Raw genomic sequence first — 23713 nt, forward strand, 5'->3', positions numbered from 1 at the left:
GTGACTTCAGCGTCCGCCGATAGCGACGACCTTCGCGACCCTTAAAAGTTGAAGCATTTCCGCCACGCGCGGGAAACGCTTCGGGATCCGCTGCAGTTTCAAGCCAGCATTTGTGAGACGTGACTGCCGTGGAATGCGTCGACGTTGATGGAGACGCTCAAGCTGTCGGTATCGATATGCGAAGCGCCATCGGAGATCTTGTATTGGAAGGTCTCGCTAACTTTTCCGCTCAAACCCGCGATTTTCGCAGCGTCGACCGTGTAGGTGTAATCGCCATCACTCTCAACATGGATGACGCCGTATTTTCCGGTCAGCGTCAGGCCATGCTTGTCAACTGCGCTATCACCGAAGCGGCGAAGCCATACGATCCCGTTGCTCGCGCTGTCGTTTTCCAGCAGATTGCCATGATAACCGCTGCCGGTATCGGCCGAAATCTTCAGGGTGTCATGCACTGCGACAATTTTGGGAATGACTGCATCTGTGGTGGGAGCAGGTGTTACCGTGGTCGTGGGCGGAGGCATCACTTCAGGCTCGGCGACAGCCGGCGAGGTGTTGTCGCCCGTGCCGCCTGCAGCGCTGTCCAACTCTGCCTGCGCCTGCTCGAGGGTTTTGTTCTCTCCGATGGAGAACGTGTTTTGGGCGGCAATTGTCGCCGGCATCGTGAGCGTCGGTACATCGCTGTCGATGATATTGTTGTAGAAGGAGCCTGATGCCGGTTTGTCCACTTTCAATGCGGACGAGGAAAGTTCGTCGAAGACGTTGTCGTGGACAGTGATATTCTCGCGAATATAGCCAGGGTTGCCTACGGCGCTGACCAAAACGCCGTAGACGCCGTCATGCAGATAGTTTCCGCTGATGTCGTAGTTCTTCGCATCGCCTTGGTCACCGAGACCGATACCGTAAGACCAGCTATAGCCGCCATATCCTGAGATATCATTGTCGTGGATGGCGATATTCGTACCCGCCTGCGCGCTCAGTCCAAAGCCGCCACCGAGCAGAGTGTTGCCCTCGACCACGGCATTGGTCGCCCGGATCAGCACCAGAACACCCTTGGCGCTATTCGTGGCCGTCTGCTCAAGGTGGTTGTCCGCGACCAATATATTGCTGCTGTCGTTAAGCTGGATCGCGTCTGCGGCGCTGCCCAGACTGTTGGTGACGGTATTGTTGATGAGGGTGACGCCGTTGACCTTATCCATCCAGATCCCGTCGGAATGCACGCCGGTCAGCGTACTGTTCTCGATGGTGATGTTCTGGCTGCTCTGGAAGCTGACCGAACCAGGTTTACCGGACAGGCCGGTATTCGACACTTCGACATTGCGCACGATCCAGTTTGAAACATTGCCGGCATAGATCGCGTTGGCGCCGGTATCGGCGATCTTGATGTTCTCGATAATGATGTTCGAAGCCTTGGAGCCGTGGATCCCGTCATTGCTGCTGTGAATGACCGGCGCGTCACCGATGCCATAGCTGCCGATGGTGATCGGAGCGTTGGCAGTGCCGGAATATCTCAGATCGAATTGTTCGTTAAAGACGCTTCCGGCAGCAAGCAACACGCTGTCGCCGGGGTTCAGCTTCAAGGCTTCCACGGCGGATAACGTCGCGAATGCCGAACTCTCGCTGGTTCCGCTGTTATTGTTGGATCCTGTCGCCGAATTCACATAATAAACAGTCATGCGTGATCTCCCTCGATGTTAGGAGATCTTTTAATGGCGGACCTCTCTCCGCCTGCTAAAATGAAACACTAAAATGCGTTCTATCTCGCGATATTCTTGAGAAAGTGATCATTAATATTTGCTGATGACAAACATTTGCTGCATTGCAAAACACTTCCCGAACAAAATGTGGTTGTATATTTAAACAAGACAACAACCACCGCGAACTCCCCTATCGGAGATAAAGGCCTTCGCAGGTAACAAAACGAAGGCTAATTTCACGCAGAACAACTACTCGCCGCCACCTAGCGCAAAAGCGCTTGTTTGCGTTGAGTACCCACAACAGGTAAGCATGAATAACAAAAGGCACAGATCAGATAGATGATCATAAGGGATTATAATTGGTGTTTCTACCTTTTTCATATTTCTGTCGTACGACACGGGCTTCACGACGGATAAATAAACTTCGCCTGAGAAGATATGAGCGTTATAACGGGCAACAACCATAATCAATTATTATTAACGCAAAATCTTCAACTATTTCATCCTCTTATGCACATTCTACGCGTGAAATTATTAAAGAACGCACCTATGAATGTTTAATTTTTGTTAAGCATATGCTTGACTATTTCTATTAAGCTATCCTTAATCGGGCCGCTCGTTGAAGTTCAAACATGACCAGCGAACAATATTTCAAGGAGAGACCCCGATGGCTATTCACGCAACAGACGATTCTGCGACATTCCTGGAAACCGACGTTATCTCAGGAAATCTGCTGACCAATGATACATCTGATGGCAATCTATTCTTGCGCGCTTTTGATCACCAGAGTGTAGGCGCCAAGCAACCCGGCCAGATTACCGAAATTCACGGCGATTATGGTACTTTCTACGTCAAGGCGGACGGCAGCTATACCTATGTGCTGAGTGATGCCGCGAAGATCGGCTTCATCAACGGCGAAACGCTTCAGGAGAAAGTCTCCTACAAGATTTCCGACGGGGCCGGCCACACCGATTTCGGCCTGTTCACCCTCAATATTCAGGGCGTCACGCAGGTTAAGCCGATCGCAGTGGACGATCATTACAGCTTCAACGAAGGCGATTCCATCGGCGGCAACGTTCTGGACAATGATATTGCCGGCGACAATGGTCACCTCTTCCTCCGCCAATTTGACGGTACGAACGTCAACGCCGAGAGCGGCGCCGTAACCGATGTACTCGGTACTTATGGCACCTTTCATGTCCAGGCGAACGGCGAATTCAGCTATGAGCTGACGTCCGATATCGCCCCGGGCGACCATGTCACCGAAACCGTTCAATACTACAAGATTTCCGACGGCGAAGGTCACACCGATGTCGGCATTCTGACGCTCAACATTACGGGCACGGATGTCGTCTCCGGCCCCGTCGTCTGATCGACGACAAGCATCGCACCCCGTTTCCTATGCAAACGGGGTGCCAATAAAAGGCCCGTCACACAATCGGCGGGCCTTGTCACATGGGGAGAGCGCAAGATAGCGCATCGGTGCGAAAATCGGAGTTCGGAAAGCACGATGGTAGATTCATGGTGTCAGGGCGTCCGTGCGAAAGGACGCACGGCGCTCCAAGGAAGAGCTCCGCCCCTAATCACTTGCTGCAGCGTTGCCGGAAACGCGCTGTCGCTCCGTCTCCTGCCTTCTCCCAATTTCTGTCGAAGATCGGGCGGAGTTGCGGGCTGATTTGCTTCATGACGGCTTTGACCCTGCAACGATCCCCAAGCTTCAGCATGGTCATGAGATCGCTGTCGAGCGCGTGGCCCGCCGCCAGGAGCGTTGCATCGGTAAAACCGTTCCAGAAATAAAACCGCGTCAGAATCATCGACTCATCGTAGGGCGCCAGAGCGACGGAACGTTTCATCATCCCAGCGCTCGACAGCGGCTCTTCCGCAATCTTCGACTCGACCGCCGCAAGACGCAGCCAGAAATTACTGTTCGTCGGCATGCATGATAATGCATGTTGCAGATAATGACGTGCACTGGCGGCCGCGGCAACCCAGGCGTCGTAATCGATATTGACGTTCTGTCGATCGAGCTGCGTCAGAACGAGCGTCAGGCCGGCGGCAACAATGTCAGATCGGCAATAGTGTCCGTCGATTCGTTCAATAGCGCGCGCCGCGTATCTGGCCGCGACAGTGTTCCCGACAGTTTCGCCGCGTTCTATCCTCTCGGCGACAATCGAAATGCTGGCCGTCCTGATCGAAGCATAGAGCTCGCGGCTGGCCAGCGCCGTAAAGGCCACGGCGACGATGAAGAAAACGATTCTCGTGCGCGAAACGTGCCGAATGCCGAACATCAGCTTTCGGTATAGTATCGGGAATAGCGCTTGTAATAATATTCGCTCGAACCAAATGTCCGGTAGAGCTTCATCTGGGCCGGATCGACCTTGGTTAGTATGGCTCCGACGCACTTCGTATAGAGATCCGGCTCGGACAACAATGTCGATTGGACCACCTTCCGCGAAGTCTTGCCCCACTCGATCACGAACACGACCGCATCGAGCTTCGGGTTAATGGCTCGTGCATCCACCACCGGAGCCAGAGGAGGCAAGTCGACGATAATGTAATCGAAACTTTGACGCGCAATCTCGAGAAGCTGATCCATACCGCGCGACGCGAGCAGCTCCGACGAATGCGGAACGCGATAGCGTGCCACCGTCGGCAGGAATGCGAGCTTTGTCTTGGGGTCGAGGAGAATGAGATCCTTCAGCGGGCGATTGTCGACGATTGCTTCAAGCAAGCCGGCTTCCGCGTGGCGGCCGATCGCCCGCGTCGCTCCGGGATTGCGCATATCGCCGTCGATAAGCAGGCACCGTGCCCCTTGCATGGCCAAGAGCTTGGCAAAATTGATTGCCGTCGTCGACTTGCCTTCACCGGGCAAGCTCGACACCACGCCGATGACTTTGCAGCGCTGGTCGGAGGCACTGATATCGATCGCGATTTTCGCGCTTCGAAGCGTCTCCGCGAATGCCGAAAGCGGATGCTCCTCGACATAAGTCGTGGTCTTGCCGCCCCTGGCGATGCTTCGCGGGTTCCCGGGATCGACCAGCGTCGGATCATCGACATTGTTCTCGATCAGCGGCATGACGCCAAGGGATTCGACATCGAGCATATCCCTGACATCGTCACCGGTGCGGAAGAAGCGATCGCGGAATTCACGGAAAGCTCCGATGCCGCTACCGAACGCGCATCCCAGGAACATGGCGAAAGCGATGACGAGGCTTCTTTTCGGCGCACTCGGCTTCGTTGGCGTCTCCGCAGTCGTGATGATACGTGCGGCGGTAATTGGGAAGCTCTGCTGCTGGATCGCCTCTTGATAGCGCGCCAAGAAGCTCTGATAGAGGTTCTTATAAGTATCCCGTGTCCGCTCGAGCTCGCGGAGCTGAACCTGCGTCTCGCCCGCCGTTGCGGCCACACCCGTTGCCTTATCAACGCTGTCACGCAGCGATTTTTCGCGGGACTGCGCAACCGTGAGCTCGCTCTGATAGCTCTCGGCGATGCGATTCAGCTCGTCGAACATGAGCCGTTCGTATTCGGCCATCTCGGCGCGCAGCCGGACGGCCTGGACGTGGTCGGGACCAAGCCGCGCCTCGATTTCGGCCTCGAGCTTCGAAGCTTCGAGATATTTCTTGCGGAGGTCGTTTGAAATCGAGCTGTCGAGCACGTCGGTCACGATCGCATCGGTCTGCTTGGCTTCGATGATCGACTTGATGCGGGTATATTTCGCTTCGGCCTGAGCGGTTTCGGCCTGAGCCTTGATCAACTGGCTGTTCAGCTCGGAAAGCTGCTGCTCGCTGAGCAAGTTGCCCTGCCCCGCCTCGACGAGCCCATGCTCACTTCGGAACTTCTGCACTGCAAGGTCGGTGTCCAACGCCTGCTGCCGGAGTTCTTCGATACGCTCCTGCAGCCACTCGCCGGCCCGCCTTGTCGCGTCATATTTCGAATTGAGCTTATCGACCAGATAAACATCGGCGATGGCGGCGGCGATTACTCGGGCCAGATCCGGAGACTGCGAGGTGTAGGTGACGTCGAGAACGTAGGATTTGCCGACACGCTCGACATCGATATTTCCGGCGACGGTTTCCGCGGCCCATCGCCGCTTCATCTCCAGATCGGGAGCGATGGCCGCGTCGTCGGCAAACCAGGAGCGAAAATTCAGCAGAGATTTCAGCGTCCCGACAGAAAAGAGTGAGTTCTTCTGTGCGTTGAACACCGGATCGTCGACAAGTTTCAGCTTGTCGACGACGGCATAGGCGATCGTATCGGACTTCAACAGCTCGACCTGGCTGAGGACCGTACCCTCGTCATCGTCCAACTGGCCAAAAGCCGCCAGCTGGTTAATCATCTGATTGTCGCTGCGGTCGATCAGCACTTTGGTCTCGGCTGTATAGACCGGCACCGCCGTCAGGACATAGACGACACCGAGAATGCCAAAGGCGAAAGCGCATACCGCTACGATCCGCCACTGGCGACGGACGATTGCAATAAGCTTGTCGAAATCGATGAAATCAGCTTCGTTTCCCGTATCGCGGGAAGCGTCGATACGCGGCGTAAGTTTATCTGGCGACAGCAATTTCGATCTCCAACAATGGCGTCAAGCGCTAAGATCTACAGGCAATTCCAGCTATTGTGTGACGGGGACGCTCTGACTGGTCGACTCCGATGTATCAGAGGATGACTGGCCCGCTCCTCCCGCGCTGACGATTGTCGTCGTCGACGTTGTGGACGAGCTGTCCTCATCGTTCGTATTCGAAACCCTGAGCGTGCCGGCAGTCGTGGCGCTGCCGTCAAACGGCGTACCGTCATCCGACCCGGGACCTGTCTGCCCGATTGAACCGGTGTTGCCGATACCGGATGCTGCCGCTGGCGCACCTGTGCCCGGACCGAGCGCCGCCGTCCCGCCTTCGGCCAGAACCTTTGCAAAGGCTGTCAGCAGCGGCGCAAGATCGGGATCGGCGCTGGCCGCCTCGGCAACAGCTTTTTCGATCGCCAGTTTGAACTGCGGATCCGAGACTTGGCAACTGTTTGCGGCTCGCCCGAGACCGGATCCGATCGCCGCCATCTGTGCGGCATTAGCCTTCTTGGCCTGCTCGAGTACCGGCAATAGGGCGTCGTTGCTGCTCCCTACCAGCGCTCGAACACGCGATGACAGAACCAGGGGATCGGACATGTCGAGCAGAACGGCAGGATTGGCGGTAAATCCGCCGACATCTGCGGTTGTGAGATTTGCAGGACCCAGGCAAGCAGCTGCAAAGGCGCTCGAAGTCATGCCGACAAAAATCCCCGCGGCAATTCCGCTATATGCAAGTTTACGATAAACACTAAACCTTGCCATAAAAGTGGCTTCCTTCATCAAATCCGCTATCGCAAACAGACCACCAGCACCGATCGTTTACGATCGGCGCCGGCTACTCCCCACTTAGTTTCCGAGGTCTTGGACCGCATTACGGGTATCGCGTGCGTCGTCCGTGACGCCGGCAACAGTGGACGATACCGAGTTTACGATGTCAAGGAACTTGACCAGTTCGATAGAGTCCGAATTGGAAATATAGATAATATCCTTGTCTTCCATCTTGAATTGCTGAGCGGCAAACAGGGTTGCCGGATCACGAAGATTGGCGCGGATAATCACCGGAACCGTCTCGCCCGCAAACCGCGTCGTATCTACATGCATCGCTGCCAGCGTCTTCTTCGGGACAAGGCGATAGAGCAGGACCTGGGCTGGATCCGCACGGTCGTCACGCAGACCGCCCGCCTTGGCAATAGCCTCCCCGAGGGTCAGGTCCGACTCCTCGAAATCGAACCGGCCGCTCACGCCGGCGGCGCCGAGCGCCAGGAACGTGCGGCGCTCGTGATCGACGGAGATCGTGTCATCCGGCGCCACATAGATATTCTCCGCCGGGTTTTTCAGCAGCGTATTGTAGGCGACCGTCGCCGTTCTGCCGCGTCGCTGCAGCGTCACATTCGTTTCGATGTTATTGGTCGTCAAACCACCCGCGGCGGAAATGACGTCGAGAATGCGCTCACCGGCCGGACTGATCTGAACACGCTGAGGATTGTTGACGTCACCCAGCACGGCTACCTGACTGGAGCGGTTGGTCGTCGTGGTGATAACAACCTGAGGCTCGATCGCGCGGCTGGCAAGACGATCTTCGACATCCTGCTCGACGGTCTCCTTTAGACGACCGGCAGCCGGAACGCGACCCGCATAGGGGATCGTGATCGTTCCGTTTCTATCGATGGTCTGCGCCGGCAGAGAGATATAATTGCCGGGCCGGCTACCGGCGTCAGAGGGAATAAAGAGACCACCGGATTGAGCTTCGAAAATCGCAACCTCTACGACATCGCCATAACCGAGTGGAATTTCGGGCGCGCCACCGCGTCCACCGCCAAAACCCTTGAAGGAGCTCGGCTGCGGAGTAGTGAAATAGGCCAGGACGTTTTTGCTGAGATCAACCAGGGCGTAGTCGATACCGACTCGACGCTCCTTCGTGGTTACCTTTACCGCGGCGTTTCGATCAACATCCTTGTGATCGGGGCCGGACCTTGGCAAGGACGTGCAGCTTGCCAATATACTCGTTAGCGCTACAACAATGGCGACGCGTGTACTACCAACAGGAAAACAACCCATAGAATAACCCGTGTTGACGCCCTTGAAGCTACTGCTCCGCAATCGGACAAATTACAAGACAATCCCTGATCAATAATTACCAAATGCCGTTTATCATTCCCTAACTGTGGCAGCCCGGCAACGCCGCGCCCTTCAGGAAACCAACGGCCTCAGCCCGACTCTCTGACGTCGGCAATAATCTAAAGGCTGCGTCCGCTATAAAATTTCTTAGGTTTAAGAGTCAACCCGCAGCCCTGAATCAATCCGGCATCTTCGAAAAACCTTCATAAATTCCATTCATTTAAGCCATTGCGCATGCACGGCTCACCCATATTGGCGATCCGTTTCGCGGTGACTGCGGCCGAGGCTGATTGCAACAACGGCGCTCAGGAATGCGGAAAAAAAAACTGCGAAACCAGGGATTTGCAGCGAGAAGTCGACCGCGGCATGAAGAGCGACCAGAACCGTCGCCGCTATGCCGAGCAGAACATAATGTCGCAGGCGCCGCCTCTCGGAGAGCCCGCGCCAGAAAACCCTCGCGAGCACTGCGAAAGTAAGAAACGTCGCGACTGGAAACGCTACCCCCAACCCCAGAAATCCTTCGAGGTAGAAATTATGTGCACGGTCAAAAATCCCGAAGATGCCGCAGGCAGGATCACGATAGGCCGAAAAAACGGTGCGAAAGGTTCCAAGGCCCGTTCCCGTTAACCAGTGATCCGAAATGGCGCGCCATATGCCCGGCAGAATACAGAAACGATCATCATCCTCGAGCCGCCGTTCCTGCGCGCGTAAGATCGCTTGCCCTGCAAATGTGCTTAGCAAGAGGACGACGAAAATTACTGCCGCGAGAAGCTTTAATACCGAATGCCATTTCGGTGCCGATAAATATCGCCTTGAGCTGTTCCAATTGAGGACCAGCCAAGGAAAATAGATGAGCGCGGCAACAAAGGTCGCGAATATTCCGGCGCGGGAGCGGCTCAGCATCAGCGCGGTGAAACATGCACATAAGAGCAGAATATAGATCCACGTTCTCAAGAGCAGAAGGTTTCGGCCTGGTTCGCCGGGCGGATGCGTTGAATAGGAACGGGCAATGTCCCTGACCAGCGTCAGCATGAGCAACGTTCCCAGCCCGAGGAAAGTGGCGGCGGTATTGCGGTTGACGAAGATGGCCGTCAGGCTGTCGAGGTAGGCGTGTTTTTCTATGACGATCAAGACGTTGGGAAACATCGAAAATTGCAGCAGGCCGAAAACGGCGATGCCCCCCGCCGCGAGCCCCAGGCTGGCGAGCACTTTGCGCGCTCGTTGATCGGTATCGCACAAGATAAGTCCGGTCAGAAAGGTCACGAAAGGCAGGGCCACCCAGAGTATCGAGGCAAGCGTGTCCGCCGGTTCGACGGAGATCGCCGCATATTGGACGCCCGCCAGATCGCGTGCAGCGCTCCAGGCGGGGTTTGCCAGCAAATTGGCCGGCAGTTCGATCGTTTGGATAAATGTCCAGCTCGTCAGCACGACGAGCATAAGCAAGGCGATCTTGAACACCCACCTGCTTTGTCTTGGCTCCGCAAACAGCAATACCGAAACGATGGCAAGAGCAAACATTCCGATTGCGGCGAAGGCGAAGGGCAAAGGTGTGACACTTCCAAAAGGAATGAGCGTCAATATCACTAGGCCGATGAAGGCAACGAGAACCGCCTCCCGCAAGACCTGCCTGTTGATGAGGTTGGATAACATTTGACTTCACTCATCAGCAGTCAAAACGAGCCAATCACAACCATTACGGTTAATATACTCGCACTAACATAAGTTGCAGATCAAGCGCTTGCGTGTTAAAGTGCAACAGAATTCCACATCGTTAAAATTGTCGCGAATGGCTTAAGCCAATCGAGACAGGACCCCGCTTATGCTCCTTCAAGCAGCAAAAACGGGACAGACGTTCTGTGCCCAATACTTGGCAGGTCACTAAGTCGCCATGCCATTGACTGAGCCAAAAGGCAAGCCTGATCTCAAGCGCTTGCCCTGACGGGGATCAAGAGATGAAGAAAACCTTCGTTACACTTCTGGCACTGGCTTTTACTGCGGGGAATGCCTGCTCTGCATTCGCGGCCGGCCCCGCAGGTTTCGCCCACGGCCTGACCAGCGGTTCGGAGGTCAGCTATATCTCCGAAAAGGGAAAGATCGTTCCGCCCTTCGCCCAGGTGCTGTTCTGCGCCCAGAACCCTGCCGAATGCCGCGACAATAACGGACTGTCGGTCATCGCACTGACGGACAAGGAAATGCTGCAGCTGAAGAACGTGAACAACACCGTCAATCGTACCATGATCGGCCGCAACGATTCCCGCAACGAGCTGAACGGCGATGTCTGGAAGGTGAATGTGCGCAGCGGCGACTGCGAAGATTTCGCGTTGACCAAGCGCAGCCGCCTGATAGCGATGGGCTGGTCATCGCGCGCCTTGCGGATCGCAACAGCCTATACACCCTCCGGCGAAGGGCACGCCGTCCTCGTGGTCAGAACCGACAAGGGCGACCTGGTGCTCGACAACAGGCAAAGCAGCATCAAGAACTGGCGCGATACAGATCTGCGCTGGGACAAGATCCAATCGGGAACGGACCCCTACGTCTGGTACCGGCTGTAGCCGCCGAGGCAGCCGATAGAGCAATTCGTCTCATTCCCGGATTGAAGTCGAGCCGGCGCTCAGGAACGGCTCGACTTGTCATATCGCCCACATAAACCTATGTTTTTGCTGTCGAGCGGGTGCCCGGCAGCAAACAGCGGCACCCTCAATACGACTTCCGATGTGGGTATTAAGCGATCTTCGATATTGTCTTTTGGCCCAGATTCAGTATGACGAACGCCATGCTGCGACGCAGCATGACGTTCTACTCTAATGATTTGAGGGAAATATGCGCATCACGATGATTGGATCAGGCTATGTCGGCCTCGTTTCAGGCGTTTGCTTTGCGGATTTCGGCCACGACGTCATCTGCGTCGACAAGGATCTGAGTAAGATCGAGGCCCTTCGCGAGGGCCGTATTCCGATCTACGAGCCGGGTCTCGATCAGCTGGTTGCTGAAAATACCAGCACCGGCCGCCTCTCGTTTTCGACGGATGTCGGCGAAAGCGTTCGTGGCGCCGACGTCGTGTTCATCGCCGTCGGCACACCGTCCCGTCGCGGCGACGGCCATGCCGATCTCTCCTACGTCTATGCCGCTGCGCGCGAGATTGCCACCTATGTTGAGGGCTTCACCGTCATCGTCACCAAGTCGACGGTGCCGGTTGGCACCGGCGATGAGGTTGAGCGCATCGTGCGGGAAACCAATCCGTCGGCTGATGTCGCCGTCGTCTCCAATCCCGAATTCCTGCGCGAAGGCGCGGCGATCGAGGATTTCAAGCGTCCGGATCGGATCGTCGTTGGGCTGAACGACGACCGGGCACGGGAGACCATGACTGAAGTCTATCGTCCGCTCTACCTCAACCAGGCTCCCCTGGTCTTCACGAGCCGCCGCACCTCCGAGCTCATCAAATATGCGGCCAACGCCTTCCTGGCCATGAAGATCACCTTCATCAACGAGATCGCCGATCTCTGCGAAAGGGTCGACGCAAACGTCCAGGACGTTTCACGCGGCATCGGCCTCGATGGCCGTATCGGCTCCAAGTTCCTGCATGCCGGTCCGGGTTACGGCGGTTCATGCTTCCCCAAGGATACGCTTGCCCTTGCGAAGACGGCGCAGGATTATGACGCACCGGTCCGTCTGATCGAAACGACGATCTCGATCAACGACAACCGCAAGCGGGCGATGGGCCGCAAGGTCATTTCGGCCGTCGGCGGGGACATTCGCGGCAAGAAAGTCGCCATCCTCGGACTGACCTTCAAGCCGAACACCGACGACATGCGCGACAGCCCGGCCATTGCCATCATCCAGACCCTGCAGGACGCCGGCGCCCAGGTCGTCGGCTATGATCCCGAGGGTATGGACAATGCCCGCAAGGTCATCGAGAACATCGAATATGCGAACGGCCCTTACGAAGCCGCTGCCGACGCCGATGCCCTCGTCATCGTCACCGAATGGAACCAGTTCCGCGCACTCGATTTCAATCGCCTGAAGCAGTCGATGCGCGCTCCGGTCCTGGTCGATCTGCGCAACATCTACCGCAGTGACGAGATCCGCAAACACGGCTTTACCTATACCGGTATCGGCACCAACCTTTACCAGGACGCCTGACAGCGCCTGGCAACTATGTGAACCTTCTGGCGCCGCGGGCACAAGCCCGCGGCGTTTGTTTTTGAAGCGTGCCCCACGCTCTCTTCGCCCAGGGCATCGGCTTAAAGATCGGAATCGATTTTCGAAAAGGACGACATGGGGGATTCAGAGGGCAGCGCGTCCTTTGAGCGTCCGAAGCTCTAAAGCAGCCCTACCCGCGTCCCCTTGATCGTCAGTACGGTCAGCCGGCCCGTCGCCGAAACGGCGGTGTCGATGCCGATGCGTTGCGGACCGAATGTCGGGGCTCGCCCCGGAGTATGTCCGTGGATCACGAGGACAGGAAGCTGCGGTCCCTCGTCCAGGAAGGGTTGCCGGATCCACATGAGGTCGCTGTCTTTTTGTTTCTCAAGATCGATGCCGGGTCTGACGCCAGCATGCACAAACACTACCCTGCCCATTCGCACCATGATTGGCAGCGATTCGAGGAACTGAATATGCCGCTCGGGTATCATATTGCGAATGATGCGGGCGATCGTTTCGTTTCCGGCCGCCGACTGCAGGAGATGCTCGATATCGATGCCGTATGAGTGCAGCGTCTCCGTCCCGGCAAAACCCAGCCATTCGAGAATACCCGCCGGTTTGCGATAGAGCTTCACCAACTCAGCATCGTGATTGCCGCAAAGGACCAAGCGCTGAAATCCTGGCGGCGGGTTCTTGCTCAGGAACTCCAGAACCGCGCTTGAATCTGGTCCACGGTCGACATAATCGCCGAGCATGACGATGAGTTTCGGCCCCTGAATGCGTGCTGCGTCCTCCTCGATACGGCGATGTACGTCGAGGAGTTCGTTGTAACATCCATGAACATCGCTCATGGCGTAGACCGCAGCGAAGTCGCCTTCGGCAAAGGTCAGCCGAGCGCGCTGCTTACGATTGCCGGCCAGCATCGGTATCTGTTGTCGCCACCGTCCTAGATAATTAGACATGTAACCCATTTATGAGACCCGACCGCGTGGCGGGTTGATCGATTTCCCATCTATCGCTGCAATGGCACGAATCGTAGTGTTCATAAGAAGTTGGCCTGATCGCGGCGTTGACAATGTAGCCGCAACCTCTTGCCATATTCGGAACGACATGATCCTTCGCGGTTTGCTGAACCGCGCGCGCCAGGCTCGCCTGCGCGACCGCTACAGAACGCTGCGCTCCCACATCAAGCAACGGGGACGGTCCATGCTTGTAGCTCGCGATGGAAATCGCAAGGGTCTCCTGCGTATCTTCCCCTGTGCCAAGCGCCGCAGCTCACCGGCGATAGCAAAACGGCTGCCGCGGAAATCGGCGTTCTGTACTTATCCATAGTTGGGAAGACATCGCGATTAATAACAGGTTGTATTTTATTACATGATGCTTAACCACTGGTTAAACGTATGTCTACTGGTTCGATTCTTTCACGTTCAGCTGTGTCATCCAATATTTCCACGCCTGGAAGAACTCGAAACGATGGACTTTCCACAGGTGAGGACTTCGAAAAAGCTGCACATATCAACTATAGCGAGAGGCTACCGGAAAAAATGAACGTTAAAGCAGATCACGCTTGACGACCCTTCGACGCCGCATAAATATGGTGCGCTGCGAGCATGAATGACAATTCTTGATCAGGAATCTCAGATCCAAAACTGCGGGGTGCAAAGTGGAAACTGCGGTTGATTCGAAACTTATCGAGGCGATCAGCTACGACGAAGACAGCCGGCATCTACGGGTCTATCTGACCAATGGTCAGAGACGAGAATATGAAGGAGTCCCCAAAGGAGTCGTCGTCGGTTTGACGATGGCAGAATCACCGGGGAATTTTTACATGAAGGCGATAAGAGGCAAATATCCTCATCGCCCATAAGCATGTCGCGCAGAACTGCGCTGCGGTTTTGCGGCTACGACACGCGCAATCGGGGACCTAAAGCGCAAGGAGCGAATCTGAAAGATCGCGACGCGCTTTGGATAACTTGTCGATCAACGACGCCATGATCGTCGTTGCAGCAATGATGCGGGGCCGGCATTCGCCGGCCCCGCTTGATGTCTTGTCCACTAATGCTGGCACAGGTCAATAACCGCCGAGGAAGTCGCCAACCGCATTGATCTCCGATGGTGCGATCTCGTGCCCACCGGCATGCCAGACCGTCCTGACCTCCGCGCCCCGGCCCTCCAGGTGCGCAGACAGCGCCTGGGTCACCGCAATCGGAGCGATCGGATCCCGCTGCCCGGCTGTCACCAGCACCTTTCTTCCCGCGAGCGTCGAGCGAGCCTCGGGCTGAAACGGGATGAGCGGATGCATCAGAACCGCCGCGTCGAAGATGCCTTTTTCGATCAGCACATTAGCAAGAATATTTGCGCCGTTCGAAAAACCCAGGCCGAGAATGTGAGAAGCCCGGTATTCGTCGGCAAATGCCTTGACGTAGGCCGCCATCTTCTCCGTCGCGCGTGAGAGGTCGGACATGTCGTAGACCCCTTCCCCGGTGCGGCGGAAAAACCGCGCCGCGCCATATTCGGAAACATCGCCGCGCGGCGAAAGAACCGTTGCTTCGGGCAGCAGCCGTCGGCCGAAATCGAAGAACTGGTTTTCATCGCCGCCGGTGCCGTGCAGCACGAGCAGAATAGGTTTGTCAGGTGCACCGGCATGCAGCCGGTGCACATAGCCTGTTTCGGTCATCTTGCCTTCCTTACACTTCTAGCGGCTGCAGATGCTGCTCGAGCAAGGCGCGAAGATGAGCGTGCTGCTGCGGCAGCTTCAGCGCTTCGCCGAGATGGGCCGTGTCCTCGTCACGGTCGAAGCCGGGCTCATTGGTCGCGACCTCGAACAAAACGCCCCCCGGCGTGCGGAAGTAGATCGCCCAGAAATAATCCCGGTCGATGACAGGCGTGACCTGATAGCCGGTATCCATCAGCGCCTTGCGCACTTCGAGCTGCTTTTCGCGATTCTCGACGGCAAAGGCGACATGGTGGACGGAGCCGGCGCCGGGAAGCGCGCGGGCAATGTTCGGCATCGTCTCAAGGTCGATCAGGTGCGCGCCGTTGCCGTCAGGCTTGATCAGCCGCTTGATACCATCCCGCTCCTCAGCCACTTGATAACCCATGAATTTCAAGAGTTCGGCCGTCGCGCCCTCGTCTCTCAGCCGCAAGGCAACGGAGTGGAAGCCGCGAATGGCGTGATCCTCGCTGATGCCGCCATGCGTCCACTGCTGGCGGTCATCGTCCTTGACCTCGACGAGCGCGAAGCCGTCGCCATCCGGGCCGGAGAAGTTGAGGCGCTTTTCGCCGAAGCTTTCCTCAGCCTTCAGGCCGCCGAGACCAAGCGTAGCGAAGCGGTCACTCCAGAAGCCGAGCGAGCCTTGCGGGACGGAAAATACCGTCGTGCCGACCTCACCGGTGCCGGGGCGACCCTGCGCCATCTTCGGGAACGGGAAATAGGTCATGATCGTGCCGGGCGCACCGGTCTCATCACCATAGTAGAGGTGGTAGACATCAGGCGCATCGAAATTGACCGTCTTCTTGACGCGACGCAGGCCGAGCGCATGGGTGAAAAACTGGTTGTTGGTGCGGGCGTCCTCCGCCATCGACGTGACGTGGTGCAGACCCTTGATCTGATCGAGCATGTGAGACCCCTTTCTTGCCCGCCTTTCGCGGGCTTTCATGGATCATAAATGCGCCTCACCCGGCCTCCGGAACAGACCCTGAGACCAAAACGCATTGTCTACTATTAGTGAACAAAGACCGGTCCGCGTTTACTTCAGGCACCGTGAGGATCTGCCGGCAATTGCCAGTCGATCGGCGCCCGCCCGCGGGACTGGAGGAAGGCATTCGCCTTGGAAAAATGTTTGCAGCCAAAGAAGCCGTTGTGAGCCGAAAGCGGCGAGGGATGCGGCGCCTTGAGCACCAGATGGCGCGCCGTGTCGACAAAAGCGGCCTTGCGCTGGGCATAGGAGCCCCAGAGCATGAAGACGACGGATTCGCATTCGTCATTGACTTTGCCGATAACGGCATCGGTGAAGCGCTCCCACCCTTTGCCTTGATGGGCGGCCGCTTGCCCTTCCTCGACCGTCAGCACGCTGTTCAGCAACAGCACGCCCTGCCTTGCCCAATGTTCGAGAAAGCCGTGACGCGCCGGCGATATCCCGAGATCGGTCTCCATCTCCTTGTAGATGTTGACGAGCGAGGGCGGTATGCGCACGCCCGGCCGGACGCTGAAGCACAGGCCATGGGCCTGCCCCAGCCCGTGATAGGGATCCTGTCCAAGGATGACGGCCTTGACATTGGCAATCGGCGTCAGATCAAGAGCGCGGAAATATTCGCTGCCCTTGGGGAAGATCCGTTTGCCGATCTGTTTCTGCGCGACGAGGAAGGATTTGAGCTGTTGCATATAGGGGCTTGAAAACTCCCCCGCCAGCGCGGCCTTCCAGCTCTCATCGAGACTGACGGATGTATCGCTCATCAGGAACCCTTCAGCATAGGACGAAACAATGGACACACGGTTCTAACAAAATCGATCTACGCTGCAATGCCTGTCGGCGATGGGTCTACGTCTTTAGGATCGGCGAGAGAAGACTGCGAGAGGCTGTCCGAGGCATCGTCGTTCGTGTTTAACTATATGACGGCTTCGGTATTTACGCCGGCAGGCGGCCTGAGTAGAACCTTGACTGTAAACTGGAGACACCTCTTCAAATGAAATTCGGCACGAGCGGCCTTCGCGGACTTTCAGTGGATCTCAAGGGTCGGGCCTCGGCTCTCTACGCGATGGCGTTCGGCAAATATCTGCTGAAAAGCGGCAAGGCACAGACCGGCGACGTCATTTTGATCGGCCGCGACTTTCGCGATTCCAGCCCCGAAATCTCGGGCAATTGCGCTGGCGCGCTTGCCGCGCTCGGCTTCCGCATTTTCGACTGCGGCAATGTCCCGACGCCAGCCCTTGCTCTTTATGGTCTTGAAAGCAAGGCCGCATGCCTGATGATAACCGGCTCTCATATTCCGGCGGACCGCAACGGCATCAAGTTCTACCGTCCGGACGGCGAGATTGACAAATCGGACGAGGCTGCGATTACCGCCTTGGCGGCCGAAATCGAGAAAAGCGGCGAAGCCGTGATCCAGGCGCCAGCGGCGATGGAAGATCGTGAGGCGATCTGTCGACAGCTCTTTTTCGAACGCAATACGGCCCTGCTTCCGGAAGGCGCGCTGTCCGGCCTGAAGATCGGCGTCTACCAGCACAGCACCGTCGCCCGTGATCTCCTGGTCGACGTTCTTGCCCATTATGGCGCTGAGGTCACTGTTCTCGGGCGTTCGGATAGCTTCATTCCGGTCGATACAGAAGCCGTTTCCGAGGAGACCATCACGCTGATGAAGCACTGGGTCTCCGATCACAGCTTCGATACAATCGTCTCGACCGATGGCGACGGCGACCGCCCGCTGGTCGCCGACGAAACCGGCACGCCACTGCGCGGCGACCTCCTCGGCCTTATAGCAGCCAATTTCTTGGGAGCTCGCATCGTGGTGACGCCCGTCACCTCCAATTCCGGCATCGAGGTCGCTGGCTCCTTCGCCGTCAAGCGCACCCGTGTCGGCTCTCCCTTCGTCATAACAGGCATGGAAGAGGCCGTGGCGGCCGGCGACGACCGGGTCATGGGCTTTGAGGCCAATGGCGGTTTGCTGACCGCCAGCCCTTTCGATGTCAACGGGCAGAACGTCCGCGCCCTGCCGACGCGCGATTGTTTTATTCCCATGCTCGCAGTCCTGTCGCTTGCGGCAGCTCGCAGGCAGCCGCTCTCTGCCATTGCGACCTCCTATAAGCTGCCCTTCGCCGCTGCCGATCGTCTGGAGAATTTCCCGGTGGAGACGAGCGCCGCGCTGATGCAACACTTGCGCGCCTCGGACGAAAATCTCCGTTCTTTCCTGCAGCCGATCGGCGCTGTCGCGACCAAATCCGATATTGACGGGCTTCGGATGACACTGACGGACGGCCGGATCATCCATTTCCGCCCATCCGGCAATGCGCCGGAAATGCGCTGCTACGTGGAAGCCGGCAGCGAGCCTGCAGCTCTCGACCTGCTGCACGCCGGTCTCGACAGAATAAGAGGCTGGGCAGCCGCCCGCTGACATGCAACCAGTAAGGTCGTCTATTTCAAGGAACCCGCCTATGACGCAGAAAATCGTTCCCGTGATCATGGCCGGCGGCAAAGGCACGCGGCTCTGGCCGCTTTCCCGTGCGACCGCGCCGAAACAATTCATCCAATTCGTGGGTAATAAGACGCTGTTTCAGGAAACGCTCGAACGCGTTTCCGATCCCGAGCTCTATGAAGCTCCGATCGTCGTCACCAATGAGGAGTTCCGCTTCCTGGTCGCCGAGCAGGCCCGCGCACTTGCCATTCCGCTCGCCGCCGTGCTGCTCGAGCCCGTTGCCCGCAACACCGCCGCAGCGGTCGCCGCTGCCGCGACGCTCGCCGCCGAGCTCTTCGGCAAGGACACGATCATCCAGATGCTCGCCTCGGATCATGAAATCCTCGCCGACAAGAGCTATTTCGACTGTATCCGCATCGCTCGCGAGGCGGCGGCCGATGGCAGGCTCGTCACCTTCGGCATCAACCCGACCGAGCCGGCGACGGGTTATGGCTATATCGAGATCGGCGATGCGCTTGATAATGGCGCTCACAAGGTGAGCCGCTTCGTCGAGAAGCCGGCATTGGACGAAGCCCAGCGGATGCTCGCCGACGGCGGCTTCTACTGGAACTCGGGCATCTTCATGTTCCCGGTGACGGAACTTCTTGCCGAGCTGCAGGAATATGCGCCCGAGGTGCTGAAGGCTTCAAGCAAGGCTGTTTCCAAGGCAAGCCGCGATCTCGACTTCACCCGCCTCGATGCCGACCATTTCGCCAAGAGCCCGGATATATCGATCGATTATGCGGTCATGGAAAAGACGTCGAAGGCCGCGGTCGTCCCCTCACCATTCCGGTGGTCGGACATGGGAAGCTGGGATGCCGTTTGGAAATCGGGCAAACGCGACGATAACGGCAATGTCGCCGCGGCCAACACGACCGTCGTCAATACCCGCAACTCGCTGGTCATGACCCATGGCGTGCACCTTGCCGTCCAAGGCATGGAGGATGTCGCCGTCATCGCCAGCGAAGACGCCGTCTATGTCGGACCACTCAAGGACAGCCAGAACGTAGGGCAATTAGTCAAGATGCTGGCCTCCTCCTCGGCGACGGCGAAATTTGCCGAAACGCATCCGACATCCTACCGACCGTGGGGCGGCTATACCTCTATCTTCAACGGCGACCGCTTTCAGGTGAAGCGCATCTTCGTCACGCCGGGCAAGAAGCTTTCGCTGCAAAAACACCACCATCGCTCCGAGCACTGGGTCGTCGTCAAGGGAACGGCCGAGGTGACGATCGGCGACAATGTGCAGATGCTGCGTGAGAACGAAAGCGTCTATATCCCGCTCGGAGAAGTCCATCGTCTCGCCAATCCCGGCAAGATCGTTCTCGAGCTCATCGAGGTTCAGACGGGCTCCTATCTCGGCGAGGACGATATCATCCGCATCGTCGACGAATTCGGAAGAACGTAAGCCAAGCGCTGGAACGGCCGGCGGGTCCTATCAGCCCGCCGGCGCTTGCGGCATGACCACCATCCCTGTTGAATTCCCTGCCGGAATTCTCGTAGAATGAGCCGACAGACCTCACAGGAGATGTCCTCTGATGCGTACCCTGCCCGCCCTCGCCGGATTTCTCTCAATCCTGCTGCCGGCAATGACCTTTGCGCAAACGGCGAACATGCGCGCCGCAAGCGAGGCGGAAATCCGACAGCATCTGCCCGGCACGTCTGAGCTGAAAGAAAGCAGCAACGGCTATGAATATCGCGAGGGCAGCAAGAATGGCTACAAGATCAACAATGGCGAGGTCTGTGTCCGGTTTCCCGATAAGTCGACCGACTGCGTCAACGTGAAGACTGACGGCAAGAATTTTCAGATGATCGACCGCAAGGGCGGCCGAACCAGATTCTAATTTCAGCCCGGCTTATCTTGCCTGTTATCGTGCCAGCGCCGTCTCGCCGCTCTTATCGACAACGAATTCGGCGATCAGCCCTGAATGGTTGGAGCCGAGATTATCGTCGAGGCGCTTCAACGACGTCAGATGAAGCGGCGCGCGCGCGAATATGTGATCGATGGCGATACCGAACCGACCGGCGGCGATCGGCCATGTCGCCGGTTCGGGCGCCATAGTCTTCAGCTTCTGCTTGCGCAGGAGAGCCTGAATGCTGGGAGCGATCGACGACGAATTGAAATCGCCGGACAGCACCAGCGGACCTGAGATCGCATCAAGCGCTTTGCTGAGATCGTCCAACTCTTCTATCTGGTAATCGTCGAAATAGGGTTTGGTTAGATGGGCCGATACGAGATTGACGGTTTGCCCGCCGAAATCCACGCTCGCTGCGACCAGCCTGTCTTTCCGCAAGCTGCCGATGCTCGCGACCTGGCGGGTCACGAACGGGCGTTTGGACAGCACCAGCGTATCGCAGCTGTCTTTGCCGTTGTCGCAGCCGATATGATACGGATAGACCTTGAACAATCGCTGCAGATGGAACGTCAGCGGCTTGGCTTCGAGCAGATTGACGACATCGGCGTTCGAAGCGATCACCATATCCGCGATGGCGGTCGAATTTTTCCAGTTATCAATCGCAACGTTGAACGACATCAGACGGAAAAGCGGCGCCGTTCCCGTTCCCCTGTCGTCCTCCGCAAATTCACATAGCATGATAACGCCGTGCGCCGTGAGAAGCAGCGAGGCGAGCAGAAGGACAAAGCCGTAAGCATGTCTTCTGACGGCCAGGATGACGAGGCTGGCGGCGGCGAATGCGAGGCCGAGATGGATCTGGAAGCTGTAGACGAAGGACAGCAGCCAGAAGTTCGTGAGATAGCGCAGCGACACGATCGCGATCGCCAGGGTCAGAAACGCTGAGAGAATCCAATAAATTATGTTTCTCATCGGTTCCTGCATCATGCTCAAGACGACCCGCCGCCCATAACATGCAAGCCGCCATGGTGCAATGCAGCATAACGTCCCGCATCGACGACAGCGGCGCCGGTCAGAGCTTATCTTTCAGAGGCCTATCGACTCGCCCTCTTCTTATCCTGTAAGTGGGGCCCATTTTATACAGAATCGGCTTTTGCCGGCGGCAGGGAGCCGAGAAAAAGGTGGGAATGCGCTACTTCATTACAGGCACTGCCGGCTTTATCGGTTTCCACCTGGCCAGGCGCCTGCTGCAGGAAGGGCATGAGGTGACGGGCTTCGACGGCCTCACTCCTTATTACAATGTCAAGCTGAAAGAGATGCGTCACGCGGCACTCTCTCAGTTTCCGGCCTTCCGGCCTGTCATATCAATGCTTGAGGACCGGCCGGCACTGGAGGCGGCAGTCTCTGCGGCCGCGCCTGACATCCTGATCCATCTCGCCGCGCAAGCCGGAGTCCGCTACAGCCTGGAAAATCCCGAAGCCTATATACATTCGAACGTCGAAGGCTCCTGGAACATCATGGAAATCGCCCGACGGGTTGAAGTCCGCCATCTGATGCTGGCCTCGACATCATCGATCTATGGCGCCAACGCGACTGTCCCCTTCCGCGAAACCGACCGTGCCGACGAACCGCTGACCATCTATGCCGCGACGAAGAAATCGATGGAGCTGATGGCACACAGCTATGCCCATCTCCACAAGATTCCGACGACGGCCTTCCGTTTCTTCACCGTCTATGGTCCATGGGGCCGGCCCGATATGGCGCTGTTCAAATTCGCCAAGAACATGCTCGATGGCCAGCCGATCGAGATCTACGGCGAAGGCAATATGAGCCGTGACTTCACTTATATAGACGATCTCATCGAAGCGATCGTCAGGCTCTCGGCCATTGCGCCGCGCGAAGAGAATCGTTTGGCCGACGCGAGCATCGAAACGCTCTCGCGACAGGCGCCTTTCCGCATCGTAAATATCGGCGGCGGCCAGCCTGTCAGTCTGATGGATTTTGTCGAAACGGTGGAAAAGGCGCTCGGCCGTCCTGCCATCCGCAAGATGCTGGCCATGCAGAAGGGCGACGTGCCGCGCACCTTCGCCGCCCCTGATCTGCTCGTCGCGCTGACGGGCTACAAGCCCGGCACAACGCTCGATGTCGGCGTCAAAGCCTTCGTCGAATGGTATCTCGAGGTTCGTCGCGAACTAGACGCTTAATCCAAACATCCTCGCGACTTAGCGCAGAAACGCGAGCGCTTCCACGGTGCCGATAGTCTTTGCAAACACATAGTCGATGGCAAAAGTCACGGTCTTCGAATAGGCCTTGAGCCGATAGCCCTCGCCTTCGATGGCAGCCGGGCTGCGCAGAACGAAGGGAACGCTCGGCCGCACGAAACCCACACGTGTCGTCAGCGGAATCTCGGGCGAACGGCCGATGGCAGACGTATACATCAGGTCTTGGGCAAGACCGGCAGGCCCGATGGCGAGGGCCGGCCCGGCAGCCGCAATTATGCTCGAGGTCAAGGCGATGGCGGCAAGAGTTTTCTGCATGTCGAAAGTCCCCGTTTTCGGATCGCAGGGCTTTCCTCTCGCCCTGATCCAAGCGGTCGATGCGTCTGTCCACGCTTCGGCCGCCTTCATGAGAACACTCTACACGTCAGTATTTGCAGGGCTTTTAAGCGGATCGGTCAAATTTTAGGAAATTTGACTTTCTATACGGAAGGACATCGACATGCCTGACGAAACCAGCCACGCCGCGGCTGAAGCGATGCCCGGACGCGAATCGCAGCTTAGAGGATGCGATCCAGCTTCTTGTTGATATGCAGGTTCGGCATCAGGCCCGCGCTCTGCGCGGCATGATAGGACTCTCGCGCCGCATCGAACGAGATCGACCACATGATGGCGCTGAGCAGGAGCGCGATAATATAGATTTGGATACGCATCGCACTGGCGATAGGGAAGGAGCAAGGCAGTTTTGTGTCAAAAAATGAGCGCGTAACGAGAAAAACAACGGCTCTTCGTTCCCCGCGGTCGGCGCCGGACGCATCAGTGTCGTCAATGGTGCTTCCCACTGTTAGAGCAATCCCAAAAAAGTGCGAAGCGGTTTCCATCCGGCACAAATCCAAAAAGGTTGGAGCGGTTCTGCGCTTCCGTGACGCTGCACCGCTTTAGCCGCCATCCCGAGCT

21 protein-coding genes and 1 pseudogene are annotated in these 23713 nt (G+C 57.3%); 8 read left to right on the top strand and 14 right to left on the bottom strand.

Annotated features, from left to right (window positions below; translation table 11 throughout):
- Positions 1–98 precede the first annotated feature (98 nt).
- The gene (locus NXC14_RS16900; protein ID WP_085779120.1) at positions 99–1673 is read right to left on the bottom strand and encodes a right-handed parallel beta-helix repeat-containing protein; all 1575 of its coding nucleotides are present in this window, start codon (positions 1671–1673) and stop codon (positions 99–101) included.
- Positions 1674–2361: 688 nt separating this feature from the next.
- On the opposite strand from NXC14_RS16900, the gene NXC14_RS16905 reads away from it, so the two are divergent.
- Positions 2362–3066, top strand: coding sequence for an Ig-like domain-containing protein (locus tag NXC14_RS16905; RefSeq protein WP_085779121.1), 705 nt, complete (start codon positions 2362–2364; stop codon positions 3064–3066).
- A 211-nt stretch (positions 3067–3277) separates the two neighbouring features.
- Here the strand turns inward: NXC14_RS16905 and NXC14_RS16910 are convergent, their stop codons facing one another.
- The 5 genes from NXC14_RS16910 to NXC14_RS16930 form a co-directional block, all read right to left on the bottom strand.
- Positions 3278–3982 carry a hypothetical protein gene (locus NXC14_RS16910; protein ID WP_085779122.1) on the bottom strand — a complete coding sequence of 235 codons (705 nt, stop codon included), beginning with the start codon at positions 3980–3982 and terminating at the stop codon, positions 3278–3280.
- On the bottom strand, positions 3982–6258 hold the full coding sequence (locus tag NXC14_RS16915; RefSeq protein WP_085779123.1) for a polysaccharide biosynthesis tyrosine autokinase: 2277 nt from the start codon (positions 6256–6258) through the stop codon (positions 3982–3984). The genes NXC14_RS16910 and NXC14_RS16915 overlap by 1 nt, the downstream gene beginning before the upstream one ends.
- Positions 6259–6309: 51 nt before the next feature.
- Positions 6310–7020, bottom strand: a complete 711-nt coding sequence (locus tag NXC14_RS16920; protein ID WP_085779124.1) for a sugar transporter — start codon at positions 7018–7020, stop codon at positions 6310–6312.
- 84 nt (positions 7021–7104) lie between these two features.
- Positions 7105–8316 carry a polysaccharide biosynthesis/export family protein gene (locus NXC14_RS16925; RefSeq protein ID WP_085779125.1) on the bottom strand — a complete coding sequence of 404 codons (1212 nt, stop codon included), beginning with the start codon at positions 8314–8316 and terminating at the stop codon, positions 7105–7107.
- Positions 8317–8619: 303 nt separating this feature from the next.
- The gene (locus tag NXC14_RS16930) at positions 8620–10026 is read right to left on the bottom strand and encodes an O-antigen ligase family protein (RefSeq protein ID WP_085779126.1); all 1407 of its coding nucleotides are present in this window, start codon (positions 10024–10026) and stop codon (positions 8620–8622) included.
- A gap of 302 nt (positions 10027–10328) precedes the next feature.
- Here NXC14_RS16930 and NXC14_RS16935 point away from each other — a divergent pair, with 302 nt between their 5' ends.
- Together NXC14_RS16935 and NXC14_RS16940 are read left to right on the top strand one after the other, a co-directional pair.
- On the top strand, positions 10329–10928 hold the full coding sequence (locus tag NXC14_RS16935) for a transglutaminase-like cysteine peptidase (protein WP_085779127.1): 600 nt from the start codon (positions 10329–10331) through the stop codon (positions 10926–10928).
- Between the two features lie 268 nt (positions 10929–11196).
- Positions 11197–12516, top strand: coding sequence for a UDP-glucose/GDP-mannose dehydrogenase family protein (locus NXC14_RS16940; protein ID WP_085779128.1), 1320 nt, complete (start codon positions 11197–11199; stop codon positions 12514–12516).
- Between the two features lie 179 nt (positions 12517–12695).
- Here NXC14_RS16940 and NXC14_RS16945 read toward each other — a convergent pair whose 3' ends face one another.
- Positions 12696–13487 (bottom strand): metallophosphoesterase, encoded by a 792-nt coding sequence (locus NXC14_RS16945; protein WP_085779129.1) that lies wholly within the window; start codon positions 13485–13487, stop codon positions 12696–12698.
- A pseudogene (locus tag NXC14_RS33425) lies at positions 13471–13770 on the bottom strand (hypothetical protein); the annotation flags it as partial. The gene NXC14_RS16945 and the pseudogene NXC14_RS33425, both read right to left, overlap by 17 nt.
- 370 nt (positions 13771–14140) lie before the next feature.
- On the opposite strand from NXC14_RS33425, the gene NXC14_RS16960 reads away from it, so the two are divergent.
- Positions 14141–14383, top strand: a complete 243-nt coding sequence (locus tag NXC14_RS16960) for a KTSC domain-containing protein (protein ID WP_064804427.1) — start codon at positions 14141–14143, stop codon at positions 14381–14383.
- A 204-nt stretch (positions 14384–14587) separates the two neighbouring features.
- On the opposite strand, the gene NXC14_RS16965 is transcribed toward NXC14_RS16960, so the two are convergent.
- From NXC14_RS16965 to ung, 3 genes are all read right to left on the bottom strand, one after another.
- Positions 14588–15193, bottom strand: coding sequence for an alpha/beta hydrolase (locus tag NXC14_RS16965; RefSeq protein ID WP_085779130.1), 606 nt, complete (start codon positions 15191–15193; stop codon positions 14588–14590).
- A gap of 10 nt (positions 15194–15203) precedes the next feature.
- Positions 15204–16136: a VOC family protein gene (locus NXC14_RS16970; protein WP_085779131.1), complete on the bottom strand. Its 933-nt coding sequence runs from the start codon at positions 16134–16136 to the stop codon at positions 15204–15206.
- A 134-nt stretch (positions 16137–16270) separates the two neighbouring features.
- On the bottom strand, positions 16271–16972 hold the full coding sequence (ung, locus tag NXC14_RS16975; protein WP_085779132.1) for a uracil-DNA glycosylase: 702 nt from the start codon (positions 16970–16972) through the stop codon (positions 16271–16273).
- 230 nt (positions 16973–17202) lie between these two features.
- Here ung and NXC14_RS16980 point away from each other — a divergent pair, with 230 nt between their 5' ends.
- The 3 genes from NXC14_RS16980 to NXC14_RS16990 all read left to right on the top strand — a co-directional run bounded on the left by NXC14_RS16980 (position 17203) and on the right by NXC14_RS16990 (position 20531).
- Positions 17203–18627 carry a phosphomannomutase gene (locus tag NXC14_RS16980; RefSeq protein ID WP_085779133.1) on the top strand — a complete coding sequence of 475 codons (1425 nt, stop codon included), beginning with the start codon at positions 17203–17205 and terminating at the stop codon, positions 18625–18627.
- Positions 18628–18667: 40 nt separating this feature from the next.
- Positions 18668–20095, top strand: a complete 1428-nt coding sequence (locus NXC14_RS16985; RefSeq protein ID WP_085779134.1) for a mannose-1-phosphate guanylyltransferase/mannose-6-phosphate isomerase — start codon at positions 18668–18670, stop codon at positions 20093–20095.
- A 130-nt stretch (positions 20096–20225) separates the two neighbouring features.
- Positions 20226–20531 carry a hypothetical protein gene (locus tag NXC14_RS16990; protein ID WP_085779135.1) on the top strand — a complete coding sequence of 102 codons (306 nt, stop codon included), beginning with the start codon at positions 20226–20228 and terminating at the stop codon, positions 20529–20531.
- Between the two features lie 24 nt (positions 20532–20555).
- Here the strand turns inward: NXC14_RS16990 and NXC14_RS16995 are convergent, their stop codons facing one another.
- The gene (locus NXC14_RS16995) at positions 20556–21512 is read right to left on the bottom strand and encodes an endonuclease/exonuclease/phosphatase family protein (RefSeq protein ID WP_085780160.1); all 957 of its coding nucleotides are present in this window, start codon (positions 21510–21512) and stop codon (positions 20556–20558) included.
- A 215-nt stretch (positions 21513–21727) separates the two neighbouring features.
- Here NXC14_RS16995 and NXC14_RS17000 point away from each other — a divergent pair, with 215 nt between their 5' ends.
- The gene (locus NXC14_RS17000; RefSeq protein ID WP_085779136.1) at positions 21728–22744 is read left to right on the top strand and encodes an NAD-dependent epimerase/dehydratase family protein; all 1017 of its coding nucleotides are present in this window, start codon (positions 21728–21730) and stop codon (positions 22742–22744) included.
- A gap of 18 nt (positions 22745–22762) precedes the next feature.
- Here the strand turns inward: NXC14_RS17000 and NXC14_RS17005 are convergent, their stop codons facing one another.
- Positions 22763–23077: a hypothetical protein gene (locus NXC14_RS17005; protein WP_085780161.1), complete on the bottom strand. Its 315-nt coding sequence runs from the start codon at positions 23075–23077 to the stop codon at positions 22763–22765.
- Between the two features lie 239 nt (positions 23078–23316).
- Complete coding sequence (locus NXC14_RS17010) at positions 23317–23637, bottom strand: hypothetical protein (protein WP_157131424.1); 321 nt, start codon at positions 23635–23637, stop codon at positions 23317–23319.
- Positions 23638–23713 lie beyond the last annotated feature (76 nt).

The organism is Rhizobium sp. NXC14 (genome assembly GCF_002117485.1).
In the GTDB taxonomy this organism is placed as follows: Bacteria; Pseudomonadota; Alphaproteobacteria; order Rhizobiales; family Rhizobiaceae; genus Rhizobium.

Coding starts and splice junctions, on each gene's coding strand:
- NXC14_RS16900 (WP_085779120.1), bottom strand. CDS start 1,673: ATGACTGTTTATTATGTGAATTCGGCGACAGGATCCAACAATAACAGC.
- NXC14_RS16905 (WP_085779121.1), top strand. CDS start 2,362: ATGGCTATTCACGCAACAGACGATTCTGCGACATTCCTGGAAACCGAC.
- NXC14_RS16910 (WP_085779122.1), bottom strand. CDS start 3,982: ATGTTCGGCATTCGGCACGTTTCGCGCACGAGAATCGTTTTCTTCATC.
- NXC14_RS16920 (WP_085779124.1), bottom strand. CDS start 7,020: ATGGCAAGGTTTAGTGTTTATCGTAAACTTGCATATAGCGGAATTGCC.
- NXC14_RS16925 (WP_085779125.1), bottom strand. CDS start 8,316: ATGGGTTGTTTTCCTGTTGGTAGTACACGCGTCGCCATTGTTGTAGCG.
- NXC14_RS16930 (WP_085779126.1), bottom strand. CDS start 10,026: ATGTTATCCAACCTCATCAACAGGCAGGTCTTGCGGGAGGCGGTTCTC.
- NXC14_RS16935 (WP_085779127.1), top strand. CDS start 10,329: ATGAAGAAAACCTTCGTTACACTTCTGGCACTGGCTTTTACTGCGGGG.
- NXC14_RS16940 (WP_085779128.1), top strand. CDS start 11,197: ATGCGCATCACGATGATTGGATCAGGCTATGTCGGCCTCGTTTCAGGC.
- NXC14_RS16945 (WP_085779129.1), bottom strand. CDS start 13,487: ATGGGTTACATGTCTAATTATCTAGGACGGTGGCGACAACAGATACCG.
- NXC14_RS16965 (WP_085779130.1), bottom strand. CDS start 15,193: ATGACCGAAACAGGCTATGTGCACCGGCTGCATGCCGGTGCACCTGAC.
- NXC14_RS16970 (WP_085779131.1), bottom strand. CDS start 16,136: ATGCTCGATCAGATCAAGGGTCTGCACCACGTCACGTCGATGGCGGAG.
- ung (WP_085779132.1), bottom strand. CDS start 16,972: ATGAGCGATACATCCGTCAGTCTCGATGAGAGCTGGAAGGCCGCGCTG.
- NXC14_RS16980 (WP_085779133.1), top strand. CDS start 17,203: ATGAAATTCGGCACGAGCGGCCTTCGCGGACTTTCAGTGGATCTCAAG.
- NXC14_RS16985 (WP_085779134.1), top strand. CDS start 18,668: ATGACGCAGAAAATCGTTCCCGTGATCATGGCCGGCGGCAAAGGCACG.
- NXC14_RS16990 (WP_085779135.1), top strand. CDS start 20,226: ATGCGTACCCTGCCCGCCCTCGCCGGATTTCTCTCAATCCTGCTGCCG.
- NXC14_RS16995 (WP_085780160.1), bottom strand. CDS start 21,512: ATGAGAAACATAATTTATTGGATTCTCTCAGCGTTTCTGACCCTGGCG.
- NXC14_RS17000 (WP_085779136.1), top strand. CDS start 21,728: ATGCGCTACTTCATTACAGGCACTGCCGGCTTTATCGGTTTCCACCTG.
- NXC14_RS17005 (WP_085780161.1), bottom strand. CDS start 23,077: ATGCAGAAAACTCTTGCCGCCATCGCCTTGACCTCGAGCATAATTGCG.
- NXC14_RS17010 (WP_157131424.1), bottom strand. CDS start 23,637: ATGGAAACCGCTTCGCACTTTTTTGGGATTGCTCTAACAGTGGGAAGC.